The organism is Arthrobacter sp. GW460-12-1-14-TSB2 (assembly GCF_059423525.1).
In genome coordinates this window covers 38791-54597 of record NZ_JBWKYC010000005.1, presented here as the reverse complement: position 1 = coordinate 54597, position 15807 = coordinate 38791, and the positions used below count along the sequence as shown (strand labels likewise).

The following is a 15807-nucleotide window of genomic DNA, read 5'->3' as shown; positions in this document are numbered from 1 at the left end:
CCGGGAAGTCAAATATCGATCTGGTGCAGCCGGGTCCGGTCCCACGGAACGGCCCAGCCCAACTGGTCAAACAATTCGTTCAGGATCATCCCGGTGAAACCCCAGACCACTACGTTGTTCACTGCAAAGGCGGGGCTCAGGAACGACTGGCCGCCCCGGCTGACGGTTGCCATCACCCTGTTGTCCGGGTCCAGCAGGTCGCGGACCGGGATCCGGAACACCTGGGCCGATTCGCCGTAGTCCACCACCCGGACCGGAGACGGCGAGTGCCACCAGGCGAGCACCGGCGTCACCAGGAAATTCCCGCGCGGCAAGGCCAGCTGCGGCATGGCGCCAAGAACCTCCACACCGGCCGAATCGAGGCCGGTCTCCTCCTCCGCTTCACGGAGGGCAGCTTCAATGGGTGTTTCGCCCGGGTCGATTCCGCCGCCCGGAAACGCCACCTGGCCGGGGTGGTCGTCCAGGGTGTGGGCACGTTCCAGCAGCAGGACATCAAGGTCGGCCGGGGCCAGGTGTTTCGAGGAAACGGCGGGCACGTTGTCCAGGGCGCCGAAGAGCATCAGCACGGCGGCCCTGCGGGCAACGGAATCGTCCACGGTCAGGTTCCGCCAGTAGGGATTGCGCTCCGGGCCGTTCCCGGCGGTGATGGCGTCAATGAGGCCGACGAGGTCCTGGCGGGCAGTCATTTCCCCCGCTTTTGTGATTCCATCCGGATTTCGGCAGCCCGATGGGTCTCCGCCAGGAGCTGGGCCAGAAGGGCTTCCTGCCCCGGGGCCAGCTCGTATTTGAGCAGCTTGGCTGCTTTCACCGGGTCCGTCTCCCCTGCTCCGTAGCTGGGGCACCACGTGGCCACCGCGCACGCACCGCAGGCTGGTTTGCGCGCATGGCAGACGCGCCGCCCGTGAAAGACCACCCGGTGCGACAGCATGGTCCAGTCCCTCGGCTCGAACAGCTCGGCCACGTCGGCTTCGACGCGCACGGGATCATCCGAGTCGGTCCAGCCGAACCGGCGGGCCAGCCGGCCAAAGTGCGTGTCCACGGTGATTCCGGGAATGCCGAAAGCGTTGCCCAGCACCACGTTGGCGGTTTTCCGGCCAACTCCGGGCAGCGTCACCAGGTCCTGCAGCCGGGGCGGCACCTCGCCGTCGTACTCGTCCACCAGCCGGTTGCAGAGCGCCATGACGTTCCGCGCCTTCGCGCGGAAGAACCCCGTGGGCTTGAGGATCACCTCAAGCTCGGCGGGGTCCGCCTCTGCCATGCTCCGGGCGTCCGGATAGCGTTCGAACAAGAGCGGCGTGACCTGGTTGACCACGACGTCGGTTGTCTGGGCCGACAGGACCGTGGCCACCAGCAGCTCGAAGGGGCTGCGGAAATCCAGCTCGGCGTGCGCGTAAGGGTAGAGCTCCTCGAGCGCCCGGTTGATCCTGCGCGCGCGCCGCTTGAGCGCCAGCAGGGATTCGCCCGCCGCCCTGGGGGTGATGCTGCCCGGATTCGGAGTCCCGGAAACGGTGGCCATCAGGACCGGCTAGCCGCGCTCGATGTTGCTGAGGTCCCGCAGCACGCCGACGCGGCCGTCGGTATGCTGCACCAGAAATTCGTGCCCGCGGTCTTCCAGGGCCAGAACCCACCCGCCGGGTTCGATCACGAACGCAGGCATGCCCGTCCGCTCGTCGACTGCAGTCCGGGGCTGGGCGACGGCGAACCAGAACGCCTCGTGGACCGGCTGCTCGCCATGTTCTTCCGGACGGCTGTAGGGGTCTACGGTGGCGCCGATGGGCTCCTGCGACTTCACCTGCGGGTTCAGCATCGTCGCAGCTGGCGCCGAAGCTGCCGGAGCCGGCGCTGCATGCTCCGAGGCAGCGGGCGCCGACGCTGCATGCTCCGAGGCAGCGGGCGCCGGGGCTGCGGGCGCCGAAGTTGCGGGCCAAGCACCCGTGGCGGGACCGGTGGCTGACTCGGGGCCTGCGGCCGCGGGAACTGCGGCGGCCTGCGTCCGCTCCGCAGTAGAAGGAACGACGCCGGCGGCCTGCGTCCGCTCTGCAGCGGAAGGAACGACGTCGGCAGCCTGCGTTGCGGGCGAAGCGTCTGTACCGCGGCTGGCGGCCGCAGCACCTACTGCTGCTGCCGCAGTAGCGGCAGCAGCGTTGTTGCCGGCTGCGTTGCCAGACACGGCAGCGGCGGCCGCTGCCGGCACTGAGTCTGCCTGCGGCGCGGCGCTCCGCGTCTTACCCCGCTGTGCTGCTGCATGCTGCGTCTCTCCGTATGAGGTTGCTGCGTGCGGGGCTTCACCGGAGCCGGCTCCGGCGTACGGGCGGTCGGCATTCGCCGCACCGGTGGCCGTTGCGCTTCCTGCTGCTGCGCCGCCTGCTGCACCCGCGGCACCCGCGGTCAGTCGCTTCGACCAGCCGGCCAGCGTGCTGGAACCCGGCTCCTTGGCGGCCTTGGGCTCCTTCGGGGCGCTGGGCTTGCGGAACGGCGCGGCGGACTCTCGGGCCACAACGTGTGCGGGAACTTCCGCGCGGTCCAGGAAGTCACCGGCAAGGACGGGAATGAATCGTGCCAGCACCGTGGCGGCAAACAGTCCGACGGATCCGATCAGGCCCACCAGCATCACCGGAATGAAGGCTTCGGCGGCGGACAGGAAGAAGAACCCTGCGGAGAACGACGCCACCACGGACGCGAACTGGTCAATTGACAGCGATCCCACCCTCACCTTGGACTCCGGGCTAAGCCGGCGCGCCACGAAGAGGGCCGTCACGGTCAGCGGCAGGATGATGCCCAGGCCCAGGAAGAACAGGCTGCCCAGGTTCCACAGGTTGTACCGGGAATCGAACATCGGGATCAGCGACGCGACGAACAGAATCAGCGTTGAGGTGAAGACGGTGAGGTCCCGCACGGTAAACGGGCCGAGCACCGTTTCGTTCTTCTTGGCCGTCAGCCTGCTTCCCGCAGACTTTGGCTCGCCGGAGCCTGCCGGCTTACCGGAATTCGCCGGGCCGGTCGCTTGGCCGGTCGCCTGACCGGGATGCGTATGGACGGCCTTATGCTGTCCATGGCTTTGCTGGTTCATTCTGTTCTCCTTAGCACGGCGACGCCCTGGACAGCGTCTCCTAACGGCAGGCAGGAACGGGACCGCAAGCGGTCCTGTCGCCTCCATCGGATGTCACAACTCCATCTCAGCCTAGCCAAGTGGTTGGCTGATCACTAGCTGACGGGCCGGAGGCGGGCCCGGCAAAACACCCGCGGATTTCCCTAGCACACCCGCCTGTTTGCCGGGTGAACGCGGGGCGGCCGGGAAGGCCGGCGGAGGCTCCGGCTCCGGCACGGGAGGGCACGGCCCGTGCCGCCCGGGAACCATTCGGCGCTTAATAAACACCGCTCACGGTTCGCTATGTGACGAGGCACACGTCTGGTGCGGGGCAGGCGTTAGTGTGTATTTCGGAACAGCTCTTTGCGGTACAGCCGCGACCAGCCGATGCCCGATGCCGCGCATGCGGCCCGGCTGCGGCCCGGTGGCGGCCCGTCCCGCGCAGCAAAGATCGATGAATGATGAGGTTCACCATGTCCCAGGACACACCCAGCTCCACGGCCACCGCTGCACACACCGACGTGCCGGCCAATTTGTCCACCGCCGGAGCCGTTGCAGTCTCCGCCGTAGCCGCAAGCCCGTCAGCCAACGGAGCCCAGGGCGGGAACGGCGACGCCTTCGAAAACCTCTCCCAGGAGAACCGGAAGTTCGCCCCGTCAGAAGAGTTCGCTGCCAACGCGGTGGTCACCGCTGCGGATTATGCTGAGGCCGACGCCGGCCGTCCGGCTTTTTGGGCGAAGCAGGCCCGCGAACTGCTCACCTGGAGCAAGGACTTCACCGAGACCCTGGACTGGTCCAACCCGCCTTTCGCGAAGTGGTTCGTCGGCGGCGAAATCAACGCCGCGTACAACGCCCTGGACCGGCACGTGGAGAACGGGCTCGGGGACCGGGTGGCCATCTACTTTGAAGGCGAACCGGGCGATTCCCGCTCCTACACATATGCGCAGCTCACCGAAGAGGTGAAGAAGGCTGCGAACGCGTTCGAGTCCCTCGGCGTGGCCAAGGGCGACCGCGTGGCCGTGTACCTGCCCATGATCCCCGAAGCCGTCATCACGTTGCTGGCCTGCGCCCGGATCGGCGCCGTCCACTCGGTGGTGTTCGGCGGCTTCTCCGCCGAGGCCCTGCGCTCCCGGATCGACGACGCCGGGGCCAAACTCGTCGTCACCGCCGACGGCACCTACCGCCGCGGCAAGCCCAGCTCCCTGAAGCACGCGGTGGACGACGCCTTGTCCCACGAAGGGGACGGCAGCGGGCACACCGTGCAGAACGTCGTCGTCGTCAAGCGCAACGGCCAGGACGTGGACTGGCACGAGGGCCGGGACCACTGGTGGGCCGACACGGTTGGCACTGCTTCCCCGGACCACACGGCCGTGGGCCATGACTCCGAGCACCCGCTGTTTATCCTCTACACGTCCGGCACCACCGGCAAGCCCAAGGGAATCCTGCACACCACCGGCGGGTACCTTGCCCAGGGCGCCTACACCCACAAGGCTGTCTTCGACCTGCACCCGGAAACCGACGTGTACTGGTGCACCGCCGACGTCGGCTGGATCACCGGCCACTCCTACGTCGCCTACGCCCCGCTGATCAACGGCGCCACCCAGGTAATGTACGAAGGCACGCCGGACTCCCCGCACCAGGGCCGCTGGTGGGAGATCATCGAGAAGTACAAGGTCTCCATCCTCTACACCGCGCCCACCGCCATCCGCACCTTCATGAAGTGGGGCAAGGAGATCCCGGCCAAGTTCGATCTCTCCTCGATCCGCGTCCTGGGCTCCGTGGGCGAACCCATCAACCCCGAAGCCTGGATGTGGTACCGCGACGTCATCGGCGCCAACGCCGGCAAGAACGGCGAGAAGAAGGAGAACCCGGCACCGATCGTAGACACCTGGTGGCAGACCGAAACCGGCGCCCAGATGATCGCCCCGCTGCCCGGCGTCACGGCCACCAAGCCCGGCTCCGCCCAGGTTCCGTTGCCGGGCATCGCCGTCGATGTGGTCGATGAGCTCGGCGAATCCGTGCCGAACGGACACGGCGGCTTCCTGGTGATCCGCGAACCGTGGCCGGCCATGCTCCGCGGCATCTGGGGCGACCCGGAAAGGTTCAAGGAGACTTACTGGTCTCGCTTCGAGACCATGTACTTCGCGGGCGACGGCGCCAAGAAGGACGACGACGGCGACGTCTGGCTCCTGGGCCGCGTGGATGACGTCATGAACATCTCCGGCCACCGCCTTTCCACGGCGGAAATCGAATCCGCCCTGGTCAGCCACCCGGCCGTTGCCGAGGCAGCAGTCGTGGGCGCCGCCGACGAAACCACCGGACAGGCCGTCGTCGCATTCGTGATCCTCCGCGAAGATGCTGTGGACTCCGGCGACGCGATCGTCCAGGAACTCCGCAACCACGTGGGCAAGGAAATCGGTCCGATCGCCAAGCCCAAGACCATCCTGGTGGTGCCCGAACTGCCCAAGACCCGCTCCGGCAAAATCATGCGCCGCCTCCTCAAAGACGTCGCCGAAGGCCGCGAGGTAGGCGACGCCACCACACTGGCCGACAACACCGTCATGGCGCAGATCGCCCACTCGCTCCGAAAGTAGCGGCCGCTCAGAAAGTAACAGCCCCGGAAGCTTTCCGGGCACCAGCCGGCCCCCTTTTCCCTCGCCACGGCGGGGAAAACGGGGCCGCGGTGCTTTGTGACGATTCAAATAACGGTTGCCGCCAAAATGTTCTTTCCCGTTCTTTCCTGTTCCCTTTTGAGACGTTATAGTCATGAGCATGTGAGGTGTCTCACATGCAGCTATTTTTCAAGGGAGAGAACATGGCAGCACAGTTTGATGCGTCGGCAACCGCTTTTCCGAGCCGCCGGACCATCCTCAAGACCGTCGGCGTCGGCGCAGCAGGCCTGGCCGGGATTCCGTTCCTCGCGGCCTGTACCGGCGGGAGCGGTCCGTCGGCCACAGGTTCCGACTCGCCCGGCCTGACCTTCGGTTCCGGGTCCTCGGATGATGTTCCCAAGCGCGCCTACCAGGCCGTCACGGACGCCTTCACCGCCAAGACCGGCAAGAAAGTCACCACCAACGTGGTGCCGCACAACGATTTCCAGAACAAGATCAACTCCTACCTGCAGGGCTCTCCGGACGATACCTTCACCTGGTTTGCCGGTTACCGCATGCAGTACTACGCGGGCAAGGGACTCCTGGCACCCATCGACGACGTCTGGGAGAGCATCGGCGCCAACTACTCCGACGCGCTGAAGAAGGCTTCCACCGGACCTGACGGCAAGATGTACTTCGTCCCCAACTACAACTACCCGTGGGGTTTCTTCTACCGGAAGAGTCTCTGGGCGGAGAAGGGCTACGAGGTTCCGGAGACTTTCGACGCGCTCAAGGCCCTGGCCACGAAGATGAAGGCTGACGGCATCATCCCCATCGGCTTCGCCGACAAGGACGGCTGGCCGGCCATGGGCACCTTCGACTACATCAACATGCGGCTCAACGGCTACCAGTTCCACGTGGATCTGTGCGCCCACAAGGAATCCTGGGACCAGCAGAAGGTCAGCGCCGTTTTTGACACGTGGGCCGAACTCCTTCCGTTCCAGGACCCGGCAGCCCTGGGCCAGACGTGGCAGGACGCGGCAAAGGCACTGGAAGCCAAGAAGACCGGCATGTACCTCCTCGGGTCCTTCGTGACCCAGCAGTTCACTGATCCCGCCGTCCTGGCGGACATCGGCTTCTTCGCCTTCCCGGAGATCGCCATGGAAGGCCGCGACGCCGTCGAAGCCCCCATCGACGGCCTCCTGTTGTCAAAGAAGGGCGGCGAAAACAAGGCGGCCCGGGACTTCATGGCCTTCCTGGGCTCTGCCGAGGCCCAGGACGCGTACGCCGCGGTGGATTCGTCCAACATTGCCACGGCCAAGGGCACGGACACGTCCAAGTTCACGCCGCTCAACAAGACGTGCGCGGACACCATCGCGAACGCCAAATACATCAGCCAGTTCTTCGATCGGGATGCCCTTCCCGCGATGGCCAACAACGTGATGATCCCTGCGCTGCAGAGCTTCATCAAGGACGGCAAGATGGACGTCAAAAACCTCGAAGCCCAGGCCAAGACGCTGTACGCCGCCCAATAGCGAGGGAAGACTTCCATGAGCAGCACCGCACGAGAACTGATTCCGCCGGAATCCCGGGAGCCTGAAGGCGCTCCCGGGAGAACCGGCAAGGCCAGGGGCGGGCGGGTCCGCCGCCTGTCCGGGCGGGACAAGCTTGTCCTGTCCCTGATGGTAGGCATCCCCACCCTGATCGAACTGACCCTGGTGTGGCTGCCCATGCTGATGTCGGTGGGCCTGAGCTTCACCCGGTGGAACGGCCTGGACCTGGGCGACATCCGCTCCGCCGGCCTGGACAACTACCAGTACATCTCCCAGGACTACCCGCCGTTCTGGCCGGCGGTGCAGCACAACATGCTGTGGCTCCTGTTCCTGGCACTCATCGCAACGCCGCTGGGCCTGCTGCTGGCTGTGCTGCTGGACCAGAACATCCGCGGCAGCAAGATCTACCAGAGCATCTTCTTCGCCCCCGTGATGTTGTCGCTGGCGCTCATCGGCATCATCTGGCAGCTCTTCTACCAGCGCGATAACGGGCTGCTGAACTTCCTGCTGGGCACGGCCGGGACGCCGCAGGCCGTGGACTGGTTCGGGGACTCCTCGGTGAATATCTGGGCAGCCATGATCGCGGCCACCTGGCGGCACGCCGGCTACGTCATGCTCCTGTATCTGGCCGGGCTCAAGGGGGTGGATCCCAGCCTCAAGGAGGCCGCCGCGATCGACGGGGCCAACGGCTACCAGACGTTCTTCCGCGTGGTGTTTCCGGCCATGCGCCCCATCAACATCGTGATCGTGGTCATCACCATCATCGAGTCGCTGCGGGCCTTTGACGTGGTGTACGTCATCAACCGCGGCACCAACGGCCTGGAAATGCTCAGCGCCCTGGTGATCCAGAACCTCGTGGGCGAAGGCCAGGTGATCGGCGTCGGCTCGGCCCTGGCGGTGGTGTTGCTGGTCATTTCCCTCGTCCCCATCGTCTTCTACCTCAGCCGCACGTTCGGCAAGGAGAACAAAGCATGAGCACCACCACAGCCCGCGCCGGCGGACAAGATACCGCCCCCGCCCCCAGGTCCGGCAGCCGGCCGAAGCGCCACTACGGGACCCACATTTTCCTGACGGTCATGGCCGTCATGTGGCTGATCCCGTTGGGCTGGTCCGTCTTCACTGCCCTCCGGCCGGTGGCGTCCACCAACGAGCACGGCTATTTCAGCCTGGCCGGGGCATTCAATTTCGACAACTTCATCCAGGCCTGGACGCAGGGCGGATTCGCCACCTATTTCTGGAACTCGGTCATCATCACGGTTCCCGCCGTGCTCGTGACCCTGTTCCTGGCGTCCCTGATGGCGTTCGCCGTGAGCCGGGTGAGCTGGAAGTTCAACATCACCCTGCTCATCATGTTCACCGCCGGCAACCTGCTGCCGCCGCAGGTCCTGGCCGCGCCGTTGTTCGAGATGGCCAAACACTTCGAAGTGCCCTATTCCTTCAGCGATTCCGGCAACATGCTGAACACATACATCATCGTCATCGCCGTCAACACGGCCTTCCAAATGGGATTCTGCACGTTCGTGCTCTCCAACTACATGAAGGCACTCTCCGCCGACCTGACCGAAGCCGCGTTGGTGGACGGCGCCGGCATCTGGCGGCAGTACCGCGAGATCATCCTGCCGCTGTGCCGGCCGGCGTTTGCTGCGCTCGGCACCCTGCAGGTCATCTTCATCTACAACGACTACTTCTGGCCGCTCCTGTTCATCCAGAGCGGCAACCGGCTCCCGATCACCACTGCCATCAACAACCTCCAGGGCCAGTTCCTGAACAACTACAACCTGCTGGCGGCCGGCGCCGTGATCACGGTCATCCCCACGCTGGTGATCTACCTCCTCCTGCAGCGGCAGTTTGTTGCGGGGCTGACTCTTGGTTCTTCCAAGGGGTAGACCATGATGGAACCTGACGGGGGCAGCACTCCCCCGCCCGCAGCCCGAAAGGAATTCCATGCTCCCCGCAGCACGCCACCAGGCAATCGTGGACGCCGTCCAGCGCGAGAGGGTGGTCCGCGTCTCGGACCTGGCCCAGCAGCTTGGTGTGTCGCTGATGACCGTTCGGCGGGACATCGAGCTGCTCGAGGAAGGCGGCCGGGTGGAGCGGATCCACGGCGGCGCCAAGCTTCCCGGCGATGCCAGCACGCACGAACCGGGCTTCGAGCAGAAATCCACGCAACTCACAGCCGAGAAACGGGCCATTGCCCTGGAAGCGGCGTCGCTTGTCCATGAAGGGATGGCGGTGGGGCTGGGCGCCGGCACCACCACGTGGGCGCTGGCCAAGGAGCTTGTCAACGGACCGCGGATCACGGTTGTGACCAACTCCATCCGCATTGCCGACGTGTTCCATCACGGCTCATCCTCCGGTGCCGGACGGTACGGTTCCACGGTGATCCTGATCGGCGGCGAACGCACGCCGTCGGACGCGCTGGTTGGACCGATTGCGACGGCGGCGCTGAAGCAGCTGCACCTGGACCTGCTGTTCCTGGGCGTCCACGGCATGGATCCCGATGCCGGCTTCACCACGCCGAACATGCTGGAGGCCGAGACCGACCGTGCCTTCGTGGCGGCCTCGCGCAAGGTGGTGGTGGTGGCCGACCACACCAAGTGGGGCACGCAGGGCATGAGCACCATCGCGGGGTTCGAGGAGGCCGATGAGGTCATCAGCGACGCCGGCCTCAGCGCGGACGCGCGCCGGTTCCTGCAGGAAAGCGTCAGCCGGCTGCGGATCGTCGACGCCGGCTAGCGGTGTTGCCGGAAAACTCTACGGGCAGCCGCAGGACTGCCTGACCAGCAGCTTCGTGGGAAAGACGTGGTGGCGGGGCGGCTCGCCGCGGCCCGCACCGACCAGCGCGCGCACTGCGGCGTCCGCCATGGCGCGGACCGGCTGTTCCACGGTGGTCAGCGGGGGCCAGGAATATTCAGCCTCCACCGAGCCGTCGAAGGCGGCCAGCGCGATGTCGCCCGGAACGGAGAGGCCCGCTTCGTGCAGGGCACGGAGGATGCCCACTGCCTGCATGTCCGAACTCGCAAAAACAGCGGTGGGCCGGTGCCCCGACGCCAACAGGCGTTTTCCCGCGGCGTAGCCTCCGTCCCGGGTGAAGGCGCTGCGCGCGATCGGGCCCTCAGGCAAGCCGGCGGCCTTAAGCGCCTGCAGCCAGCCTTGTTCGCGGTCATCGGCCTCATTGGCCGTGGTGGTACCCATGGCCAGTCCGATGTTGGTGTGGCCATGCCCGATCAGGTGTTCCACGGCGGTGCGGGCACCTGCGGCGAGGTCCACGCCGACGCTGGTGACGCCGGCGGGCCTCTCGCTGTGGCTTAGCAGGACCGATGAAATCTCCGCCGCTTCCAGGTCCGCAAGGTCCGGTTCGGACAGGACACTGGCGAGCACCACTCCGTCCACCTGGCGCGCGGCGAGGTTCCGGATGTGCCGGCGTTCCTTAGCGAGGTCGCCGTCGGAGTTGGTCAGGAACAACGCGTAGCCGAGCTCGCCGGCAGCGTCTTCCACCGCGTGCGCCAGCAACGAAAAGAACGGGTTGCTGTTGTCCGGAATGATCAGGCCGATGGTCTCGCTGGACCCGAGTTTTAGCGCGCGTGCGGCGGCGTTGGGACGGTAGCCCAGGACGCGGATCGCGTCCTGGACCTTCGCTTCCGTGGCAGGTGCCACCCGTTTTGGGCCGCCGTTGACAACGTAACTGACCACCGCCGTGCTCACACCCGCATAGCGGGCAACATCCTTGCGGGTTACCGGACCTCGGGTCGGGTGCGTTGCGGGAATGGTCATGGAGTACATGCTAGCTATGCGTCCCGCGGTGCGTCGCCAAAATCGCGGATGGGCAAGCGTTCGCCGTTCTGCTGGGCCGAGGCATGCGCCACGATTCCGGGAAGCGTGAACCGCGCGGCCACCCAGGCATTGACGGGCGGCAGCGTTCCCTCATTGACCGCGGTCACGAAGTCGTCCACCAGGAACTGGTGGCTTCCCTCGTGCCCGTTCGGTGCGCCGCGGAATTCCTCCGGCAGGCGGCTGCGGTCATGCACGGGGGCAAGGCCGGAGATGAACGCGTCGCGCAGTTCCGGGGCGACGTCGGCCAGCGAGGGGTCGTCCAACGGGATGCTGGGCCGGGTTTCCACCTGTTCGGAGATGTCGTGGACGTTTTCCTTGTCCTGCCACACCGTGACCTTGGCCAGCTGCTCGAAGCTGGCTTCGGTGCCGAAGAAGCGGAACCGGGATTCACGGATGTGCGACGGGTACCCCACCCGGCGCATCTCGTTGGTCCGCATCGCGCCGCCGTCGTTCAGTTCAAAGAGCGCGGTGGCGTTCGAGAAGTCGTTGCCGAACATGCTGACTTCCTTGTCGAAGACGCCGTCGTTGCGGTCGTCCTTGACGCCGATGCAGCTAACGCTGACCGCGTGGGACGGCAATGCGCCCAGGACGCCGCCGATGGCGTGGGTGGGGTACAGCATGGGCGGGTAGCTCGCCGTCGACTTCCAGGCGTCTCCGCCGCTGTACTGGTAGGCGTCGTAGAAGCCCAGGTCCATGTCGTGGACGTAGTCGCCTTCGCTGTAGAAGATCCGGCCGAATTTGCCGGCGGCGTGCTGGTTGCGGGCGTAGACAGTGGCGGGGTTGTAGTAGCTGGTCTCCCCCATGGCGTAGACCAGCCCGGTTTCCTTCACGGCCTCGATGATGCGCTCGATCTGTTCTTCCGAAACTGCCATCGGCACTGCGGAGTAGACGTGCTTGCCGGCGCGGAGGGCCTGCTCCACCAGCGGACCGTGGGTCCAGCGCTGCGTGAAGATGGCGACGGCGTCGACGTCGGACGCCAGCAGCTCCTCGAAGCTTGCCTTGGTGCCGTCGAGCCCCCAGCGCCCCTGCGCCGCCGCGGCGCGTTCCGGCCGTTCGTCGACGACGTAAACCTCGCTGACTCCCGGGTGGAGCTTAAAGAGGTGGGCGAAATGGCCGCCGAACTGTCCGACACCGACGACTCCTATTGAAAACGCCATTGTTTACCTTCCCTTGGCTGGCCCGCGATTGCGGGCATGAAGGCCCAGGTTGGGCCTGGGCCAAAGTCTTCCACCCGAATCTACTCGAGTCAACGAATTACCAAGCGCAGCCGTAATTTTCTTTGTTTGCAGGAAAAAATACTTGCCACTCCCAATCTACTCGTGTAGATTCATCATCAGTTGTTACCCACATCACAGTCAGGAAAGGGTCGATGATGACCACCCTTACCAAGCAGCAACAGGACCCGGCAGCCCGGGCCGGACTCCCCAAGGCAGGAAAGACCGCCCGTAAGGGCCGCTTCCGCCGGCTCGGTGACTTGAAGATGGCATTGTTCTTCATCTTCCCGGCAATGATCGGCTTTGTTCTCTTCTATCTGGTGCCCACCATCCGGGGCGTCTACCTCAGCTTCACCGAGTACAGCATCCTGGGCGACCCCACGTGGATCGGCATCAAGAACTACACCGCCATGCTTGGCGATGAACTGTTCTGGAACGCCATGGGGGTTACCGTCCAGTACGTCGGCCTGAACATCGGCTTCCAGACCGTGATCGCCCTCGGACTGGCCCTCCTGATGCACCGGGTGGCAAAGTCCACATTCATCCGCGGCGCGTTGCTGCTTCCCTTCCTGGTGGCCAACGTCATCGTCGCCCTGCTGTGGTTCTGGATGCTCGACTACCAGATCGGCATCGTCAACGAAATCATCAACTGGATGGGCCTGCCGCGCATCGCCTTCTTCGGCAGCGAGCAATGGGCCATCCCCACCATCGCCGCCGTCAACGTCTGGCGGCACATGGGCTACACGGCCCTCCTGCTCTTCGCCGGGCTGCAGTCGATTCCCAACCACGTCTACGAGGTTGCTTCGCTGGACGGGGCGTCCCCCACCCGGACCTTCTGGAGCATCACCATGCCGCTCCTGCGTCCCGTGTTGGTGCTGGTGCTCGTCGTAACCGTCGTCGGTTCGTTCCAGGTGTTCGACACCGTGGCAGTGACCACCGGCGGTGGGCCCATCAACGCCTCCCGCGTCATCCAGATGTACATCTACCAAAAGGCCTTTGGCGAATCGGACTTCGGCTACGCATCGGCCCTGTCCGTCATTCTCTTCCTCATTCTTGCCCTGGTGGCCTTCGTGCAAATGAAGTTCCTCAAGGGCAACGAATCGGATCTGGACTAAGGAACCCCAGCCATGAGCACCTCCACACTCACCCGCAAGTCCGTCAACAAAGTTCCCGTCAACAAGAAGCCCGTCAACTGGCGGCGCGTCGGAGCCTGGGCCCTCGTGGCCGTCGCAGTCGCCGTCACCGTGGCACCCTTCCTGTGGATGCTCCGCACGGCACTGTCCACAAATGCCTCGTTGGCCTCCAACGCCGGCAACCTCCTTCCCGCCGACTTCAACCTCGGGGCCTTCAAACGGGTCCTCGGAATGCAGAGTCCCGAGGAGGCCATCGCCGAGGGAGGCTCGGGAGCTGCGATCAACTTCTGGCTCTACCTGCGGAACTCGATCATCTTCGCCAGCGTCACCACGGCAGGGCAGGTCTTCTTCAGCGCCATGGCAGCCTACGCGTTCTCCCGGCTCCGCTGGCCCGGACGGAACGCCGTATTCGGTCTGTTCCTGGCCACCATGATGGTCCCGCCGATCTTCACAGCGCTGCCCAACTTCCTGATGATCAAGAACCTGGGCCTGCTCAACACCTTTGCCGGCATGACGCTGCCCTTCCTGTTCATGACCCCGTTCGCCATCTTCTTCCTGCGCCAGTTCTTCCTCAGCATGTCCCGGGAAGTGGAAGAAGCCGCCATGCTCGACGGCGCCAAGCACCTACGGATCTTCTTCCAGATCGTCCTGCCCAACGCAGCGGCGCCGCTGGCCACACTGGCCCTCCTCACTTTCATCGGCCAGTGGAACGAATACTTCTGGCCGCTCCTGGTGGGCCAGGACGAAAACGTCCGGGTGCTCACGGTGGGCCTGGGCGTCTTCAAGTCCCAGTCGCCGCAGGGCGCCCCCGACTGGACCGGCCTGATGGCCGCAACGCTCGTGGCCGCACTCCCGGTGCTCCTGCTGTTCATTGCCTTCGGCAAGAAGGTGGTCAACTCCATCGGCTTCTCCGGAATCAAGTAACACCCCCAGTTCACTTTCCCCAGAAACACGTTCGTTTCCAGAAACACCCTCGAAAGGTCCATCATGAAGAAAACCATCGGCGTCGCAGCTGCCGCCGCGGCAATCGCACTGTCCCTCTCCGCCTGCGGCGGAGGCAGCACCGCCTCCACCGAGGCCAAGGGCGAAATCAACTACTGGCTGTGGGACGCCAACCAGCTTCCTGCCTACCAGCAGTGCGCTGACGATTTCACCAAGGCCAACCCGGACATCAAGGTCAAAATCACCCAGCGCGGGTGGGATGACTACTGGACCACCCTGACCAACGGCTTCGTCGCCGGCACCGCCCCGGACGTCTTCACGAACCACCTCTCGAAGTACCCTGAGTACGCCGCCAAGAAGCAGCTGCTCTCCCTCGATGACGCCGTGGCCAAGGACGGCATCAAGCTGGACAGCTACACCAAGGGCCTGCCGGAGCTGTGGGTCGGCCAGGACGGCAAGCGCTACGGCCTGCCCAAGGACTGGGACACCGTTGGCCTGTTCTACAACAAGGCCATGGCCGACTCGGCCGGCCTGACCGCCGAGCAGATGGCCAACCTCGACTGGAACCCGAAGGACGGCGGCAGCTACGAGAAGGCCATCGCCCACCTCACCGTGGACAAGAGCGGCAAGCGCGGCGACGAGGCCGGCTTCGACAAGAACAACGTGGCCGTCTACGGCCTGGGCCTGGCAGGCAGCGGCTCCGGCCAGGGCCAGACCGAATGGAGCTTCCTCAGCGCCACCACGGGTTGGACCGCCACTGACAAGAATCCCTGGGGGACCAAGTTCAACTACGATGATCCCAAATTCCAGGAGACCATCGCGTGGTGGGCCGGCCTGATCGAGAAGGGCTACATGCCCAAGCTGGAAACCACCGTTGGCGCCAGCCTGGCGGACAACTTCGGTGCCGGCAAGGCGGCCATCAACACCACGGGTGACTGGCTGATCGGCCAGTACAAGACCTACAAGGGCGTGGAGACGGCGTTCGCCCCCACCCCCAAGGGTCCCGACGGCAAGCGTGCCAGCATGTTCAACGGCCTGGCCGACTCGGTCTGGGCGGGCACTAAGAACCCGGCAGCATCCGTCAAGTGGGTTGAATACCTCGGCTCCACCGCCTGCCAGGACGTTGTGGCTTCCAAGGCCGTCGTCTTCCCCGCCATCACCAGCTCCTCCGAAAAGGCAGCCGAAGCGTTCAAGGCCAAGGGCACCGACGTCTCGGCCTTTACCACCCACGTCGAGGACGGCACCACGTTCCTCTTCCCCATCGCGGACAAAGCGGCCAAAGTTGACGGCATCATGAAGCCCGCAATGGACGCCGTGCTCTCCGGCAAGAAGCCTGCCAGCTCCTTGACCGAAGCCAACAACCAGGTGAACGATCTCTTCAAGTAGACCTCACCTGTAGTGGCTGCGTAGTGGTCGCAGCCACGGCCCCAGGTGCCGCCGCTTCATCCACCC

At 65.1% G+C, this 15807-nt stretch carries 13 protein-coding genes; 8 read left to right on the top strand and 5 right to left on the bottom strand.

All coding sequences use genetic code 11. The annotated features are described in order from the left end of the window. Positions 1-8 precede the first annotated feature (8 nt). Genes AC07YR_RS09025 through AC07YR_RS09015 form a run of 3 tightly spaced genes read right to left on the bottom strand, consistent with a single transcriptional unit; the run spans position 9 to position 3070 of the window. Positions 9-686: an NUDIX hydrolase gene (locus AC07YR_RS09025; protein ID WP_494733755.1), complete on the bottom strand. Its 678-nt coding sequence runs from the start codon at positions 684-686 to the stop codon at positions 9-11. Continuing rightward, positions 683-1516, bottom strand: coding sequence for an endonuclease III (nth, locus tag AC07YR_RS09020; protein ID WP_494733754.1), 834 nt, complete (start codon positions 1514-1516; stop codon positions 683-685). Before nth ends, AC07YR_RS09025 begins: the two co-directional genes overlap by 4 nt. A 9-nt stretch (positions 1517-1525) precedes the next feature. Next, positions 1526-3070: a hypothetical protein gene (locus AC07YR_RS09015; protein WP_494733753.1), complete on the bottom strand. Its 1545-nt coding sequence runs from the start codon at positions 3068-3070 to the stop codon at positions 1526-1528. 491 nt (positions 3071-3561) lie between these two features. Between AC07YR_RS09015 and acs the strand changes: the two genes are divergently transcribed. The 5 genes from acs (at position 3562) to AC07YR_RS08990 (ending at position 9968) form a co-directional block, all read left to right on the top strand. Further along, complete coding sequence (gene acs / locus AC07YR_RS09010) at positions 3562-5682, top strand: acetate--CoA ligase (protein ID WP_494733837.1); 2121 nt, start codon at positions 3562-3564, stop codon at positions 5680-5682. Positions 5683-5903: 221 nt separating this feature from the next. Further along, complete coding sequence (locus tag AC07YR_RS09005; RefSeq protein WP_436058558.1) at positions 5904-7214, top strand: ABC transporter substrate-binding protein; 1311 nt, start codon at positions 5904-5906, stop codon at positions 7212-7214. 15 nt (positions 7215-7229) lie between these two features. Beyond that, entirely contained in the window at positions 7230-8207 is a 978-nt protein-coding gene (locus AC07YR_RS09000; protein WP_055804983.1) for a carbohydrate ABC transporter permease, read from the top strand. Next, on the top strand, positions 8204-9118 hold the full coding sequence (locus tag AC07YR_RS08995; protein ID WP_436058559.1) for a carbohydrate ABC transporter permease: 915 nt from the start codon (positions 8204-8206) through the stop codon (positions 9116-9118). The genes AC07YR_RS09000 and AC07YR_RS08995 overlap by 4 nt, the downstream gene beginning before the upstream one ends. A gap of 58 nt (positions 9119-9176) precedes the next feature. Next, entirely contained in the window at positions 9177-9968 is a 792-nt protein-coding gene (locus AC07YR_RS08990) for a DeoR/GlpR family DNA-binding transcription regulator (RefSeq protein WP_494733752.1), read from the top strand. Between the two features lie 18 nt (positions 9969-9986). Here the strand turns inward: AC07YR_RS08990 and AC07YR_RS08985 are convergent, their stop codons facing one another. Then, a complete protein-coding gene (locus AC07YR_RS08985) occupies positions 9987-11006 on the bottom strand; it encodes a LacI family DNA-binding transcriptional regulator (RefSeq protein ID WP_494733751.1) in 1020 nt (339 codons plus the stop codon). A gap of 14 nt (positions 11007-11020) precedes the next feature. Continuing rightward, positions 11021-12223: a Gfo/Idh/MocA family protein gene (locus AC07YR_RS08980; protein WP_494733750.1), complete on the bottom strand. Its 1203-nt coding sequence runs from the start codon at positions 12221-12223 to the stop codon at positions 11021-11023. Positions 12224-12438: 215 nt separating this feature from the next. On the opposite strand from AC07YR_RS08980, the gene AC07YR_RS08975 reads away from it, so the two are divergent. The 3 genes from AC07YR_RS08975 to AC07YR_RS08965 all read left to right on the top strand — a co-directional run bounded on the left by AC07YR_RS08975 (position 12439) and on the right by AC07YR_RS08965 (position 15741). Beyond that, positions 12439-13395 (top strand): carbohydrate ABC transporter permease, encoded by a 957-nt coding sequence (locus tag AC07YR_RS08975; RefSeq protein ID WP_494733836.1) that lies wholly within the window; start codon positions 12439-12441, stop codon positions 13393-13395. A gap of 12 nt (positions 13396-13407) precedes the next feature. Further along, positions 13408-14337: a carbohydrate ABC transporter permease gene (locus tag AC07YR_RS08970; RefSeq protein WP_055804993.1), complete on the top strand. Its 930-nt coding sequence runs from the start codon at positions 13408-13410 to the stop codon at positions 14335-14337. Positions 14338-14400: 63 nt separating this feature from the next. Next, positions 14401-15741, top strand: a complete 1341-nt coding sequence (locus tag AC07YR_RS08965; RefSeq protein WP_436058563.1) for an ABC transporter substrate-binding protein — start codon at positions 14401-14403, stop codon at positions 15739-15741. Positions 15742-15807: the final 66 nt, after the last annotated feature.

Excerpts from the sequence above, each read along its gene's own strand:
- AC07YR_RS09025 (WP_494733755.1), bottom strand. The coding sequence starts at position 686 with ATGACTGCCCGCCAGGACCTCGTCGGCCTCATTGACGCCATCACCGCC.
- nth (WP_494733754.1), bottom strand. The coding sequence starts at position 1,516 with ATGGCCACCGTTTCCGGGACTCCGAATCCGGGCAGCATCACCCCCAGG.
- AC07YR_RS09015 (WP_494733753.1), bottom strand. The coding sequence starts at position 3,070 with ATGAACCAGCAAAGCCATGGACAGCATAAGGCCGTCCATACGCATCCC.
- acs (WP_494733837.1), top strand. The coding sequence starts at position 3,562 with ATGTCCCAGGACACACCCAGCTCCACGGCCACCGCTGCACACACCGAC.
- AC07YR_RS09005 (WP_436058558.1), top strand. The coding sequence starts at position 5,904 with ATGGCAGCACAGTTTGATGCGTCGGCAACCGCTTTTCCGAGCCGCCGG.
- AC07YR_RS09000 (WP_055804983.1), top strand. The coding sequence starts at position 7,230 with ATGAGCAGCACCGCACGAGAACTGATTCCGCCGGAATCCCGGGAGCCT.
- AC07YR_RS08995 (WP_436058559.1), top strand. The coding sequence starts at position 8,204 with ATGAGCACCACCACAGCCCGCGCCGGCGGACAAGATACCGCCCCCGCC.
- AC07YR_RS08990 (WP_494733752.1), top strand. The coding sequence starts at position 9,177 with ATGCTCCCCGCAGCACGCCACCAGGCAATCGTGGACGCCGTCCAGCGC.
- AC07YR_RS08985 (WP_494733751.1), bottom strand. The coding sequence starts at position 11,006 with ATGACCATTCCCGCAACGCACCCGACCCGAGGTCCGGTAACCCGCAAG.
- AC07YR_RS08980 (WP_494733750.1), bottom strand. The coding sequence starts at position 12,223 with ATGGCGTTTTCAATAGGAGTCGTCGGTGTCGGACAGTTCGGCGGCCAT.
- AC07YR_RS08975 (WP_494733836.1), top strand. The coding sequence starts at position 12,439 with ATGACCACCCTTACCAAGCAGCAACAGGACCCGGCAGCCCGGGCCGGA.
- AC07YR_RS08970 (WP_055804993.1), top strand. The coding sequence starts at position 13,408 with ATGAGCACCTCCACACTCACCCGCAAGTCCGTCAACAAAGTTCCCGTC.
- AC07YR_RS08965 (WP_436058563.1), top strand. The coding sequence starts at position 14,401 with ATGAAGAAAACCATCGGCGTCGCAGCTGCCGCCGCGGCAATCGCACTG.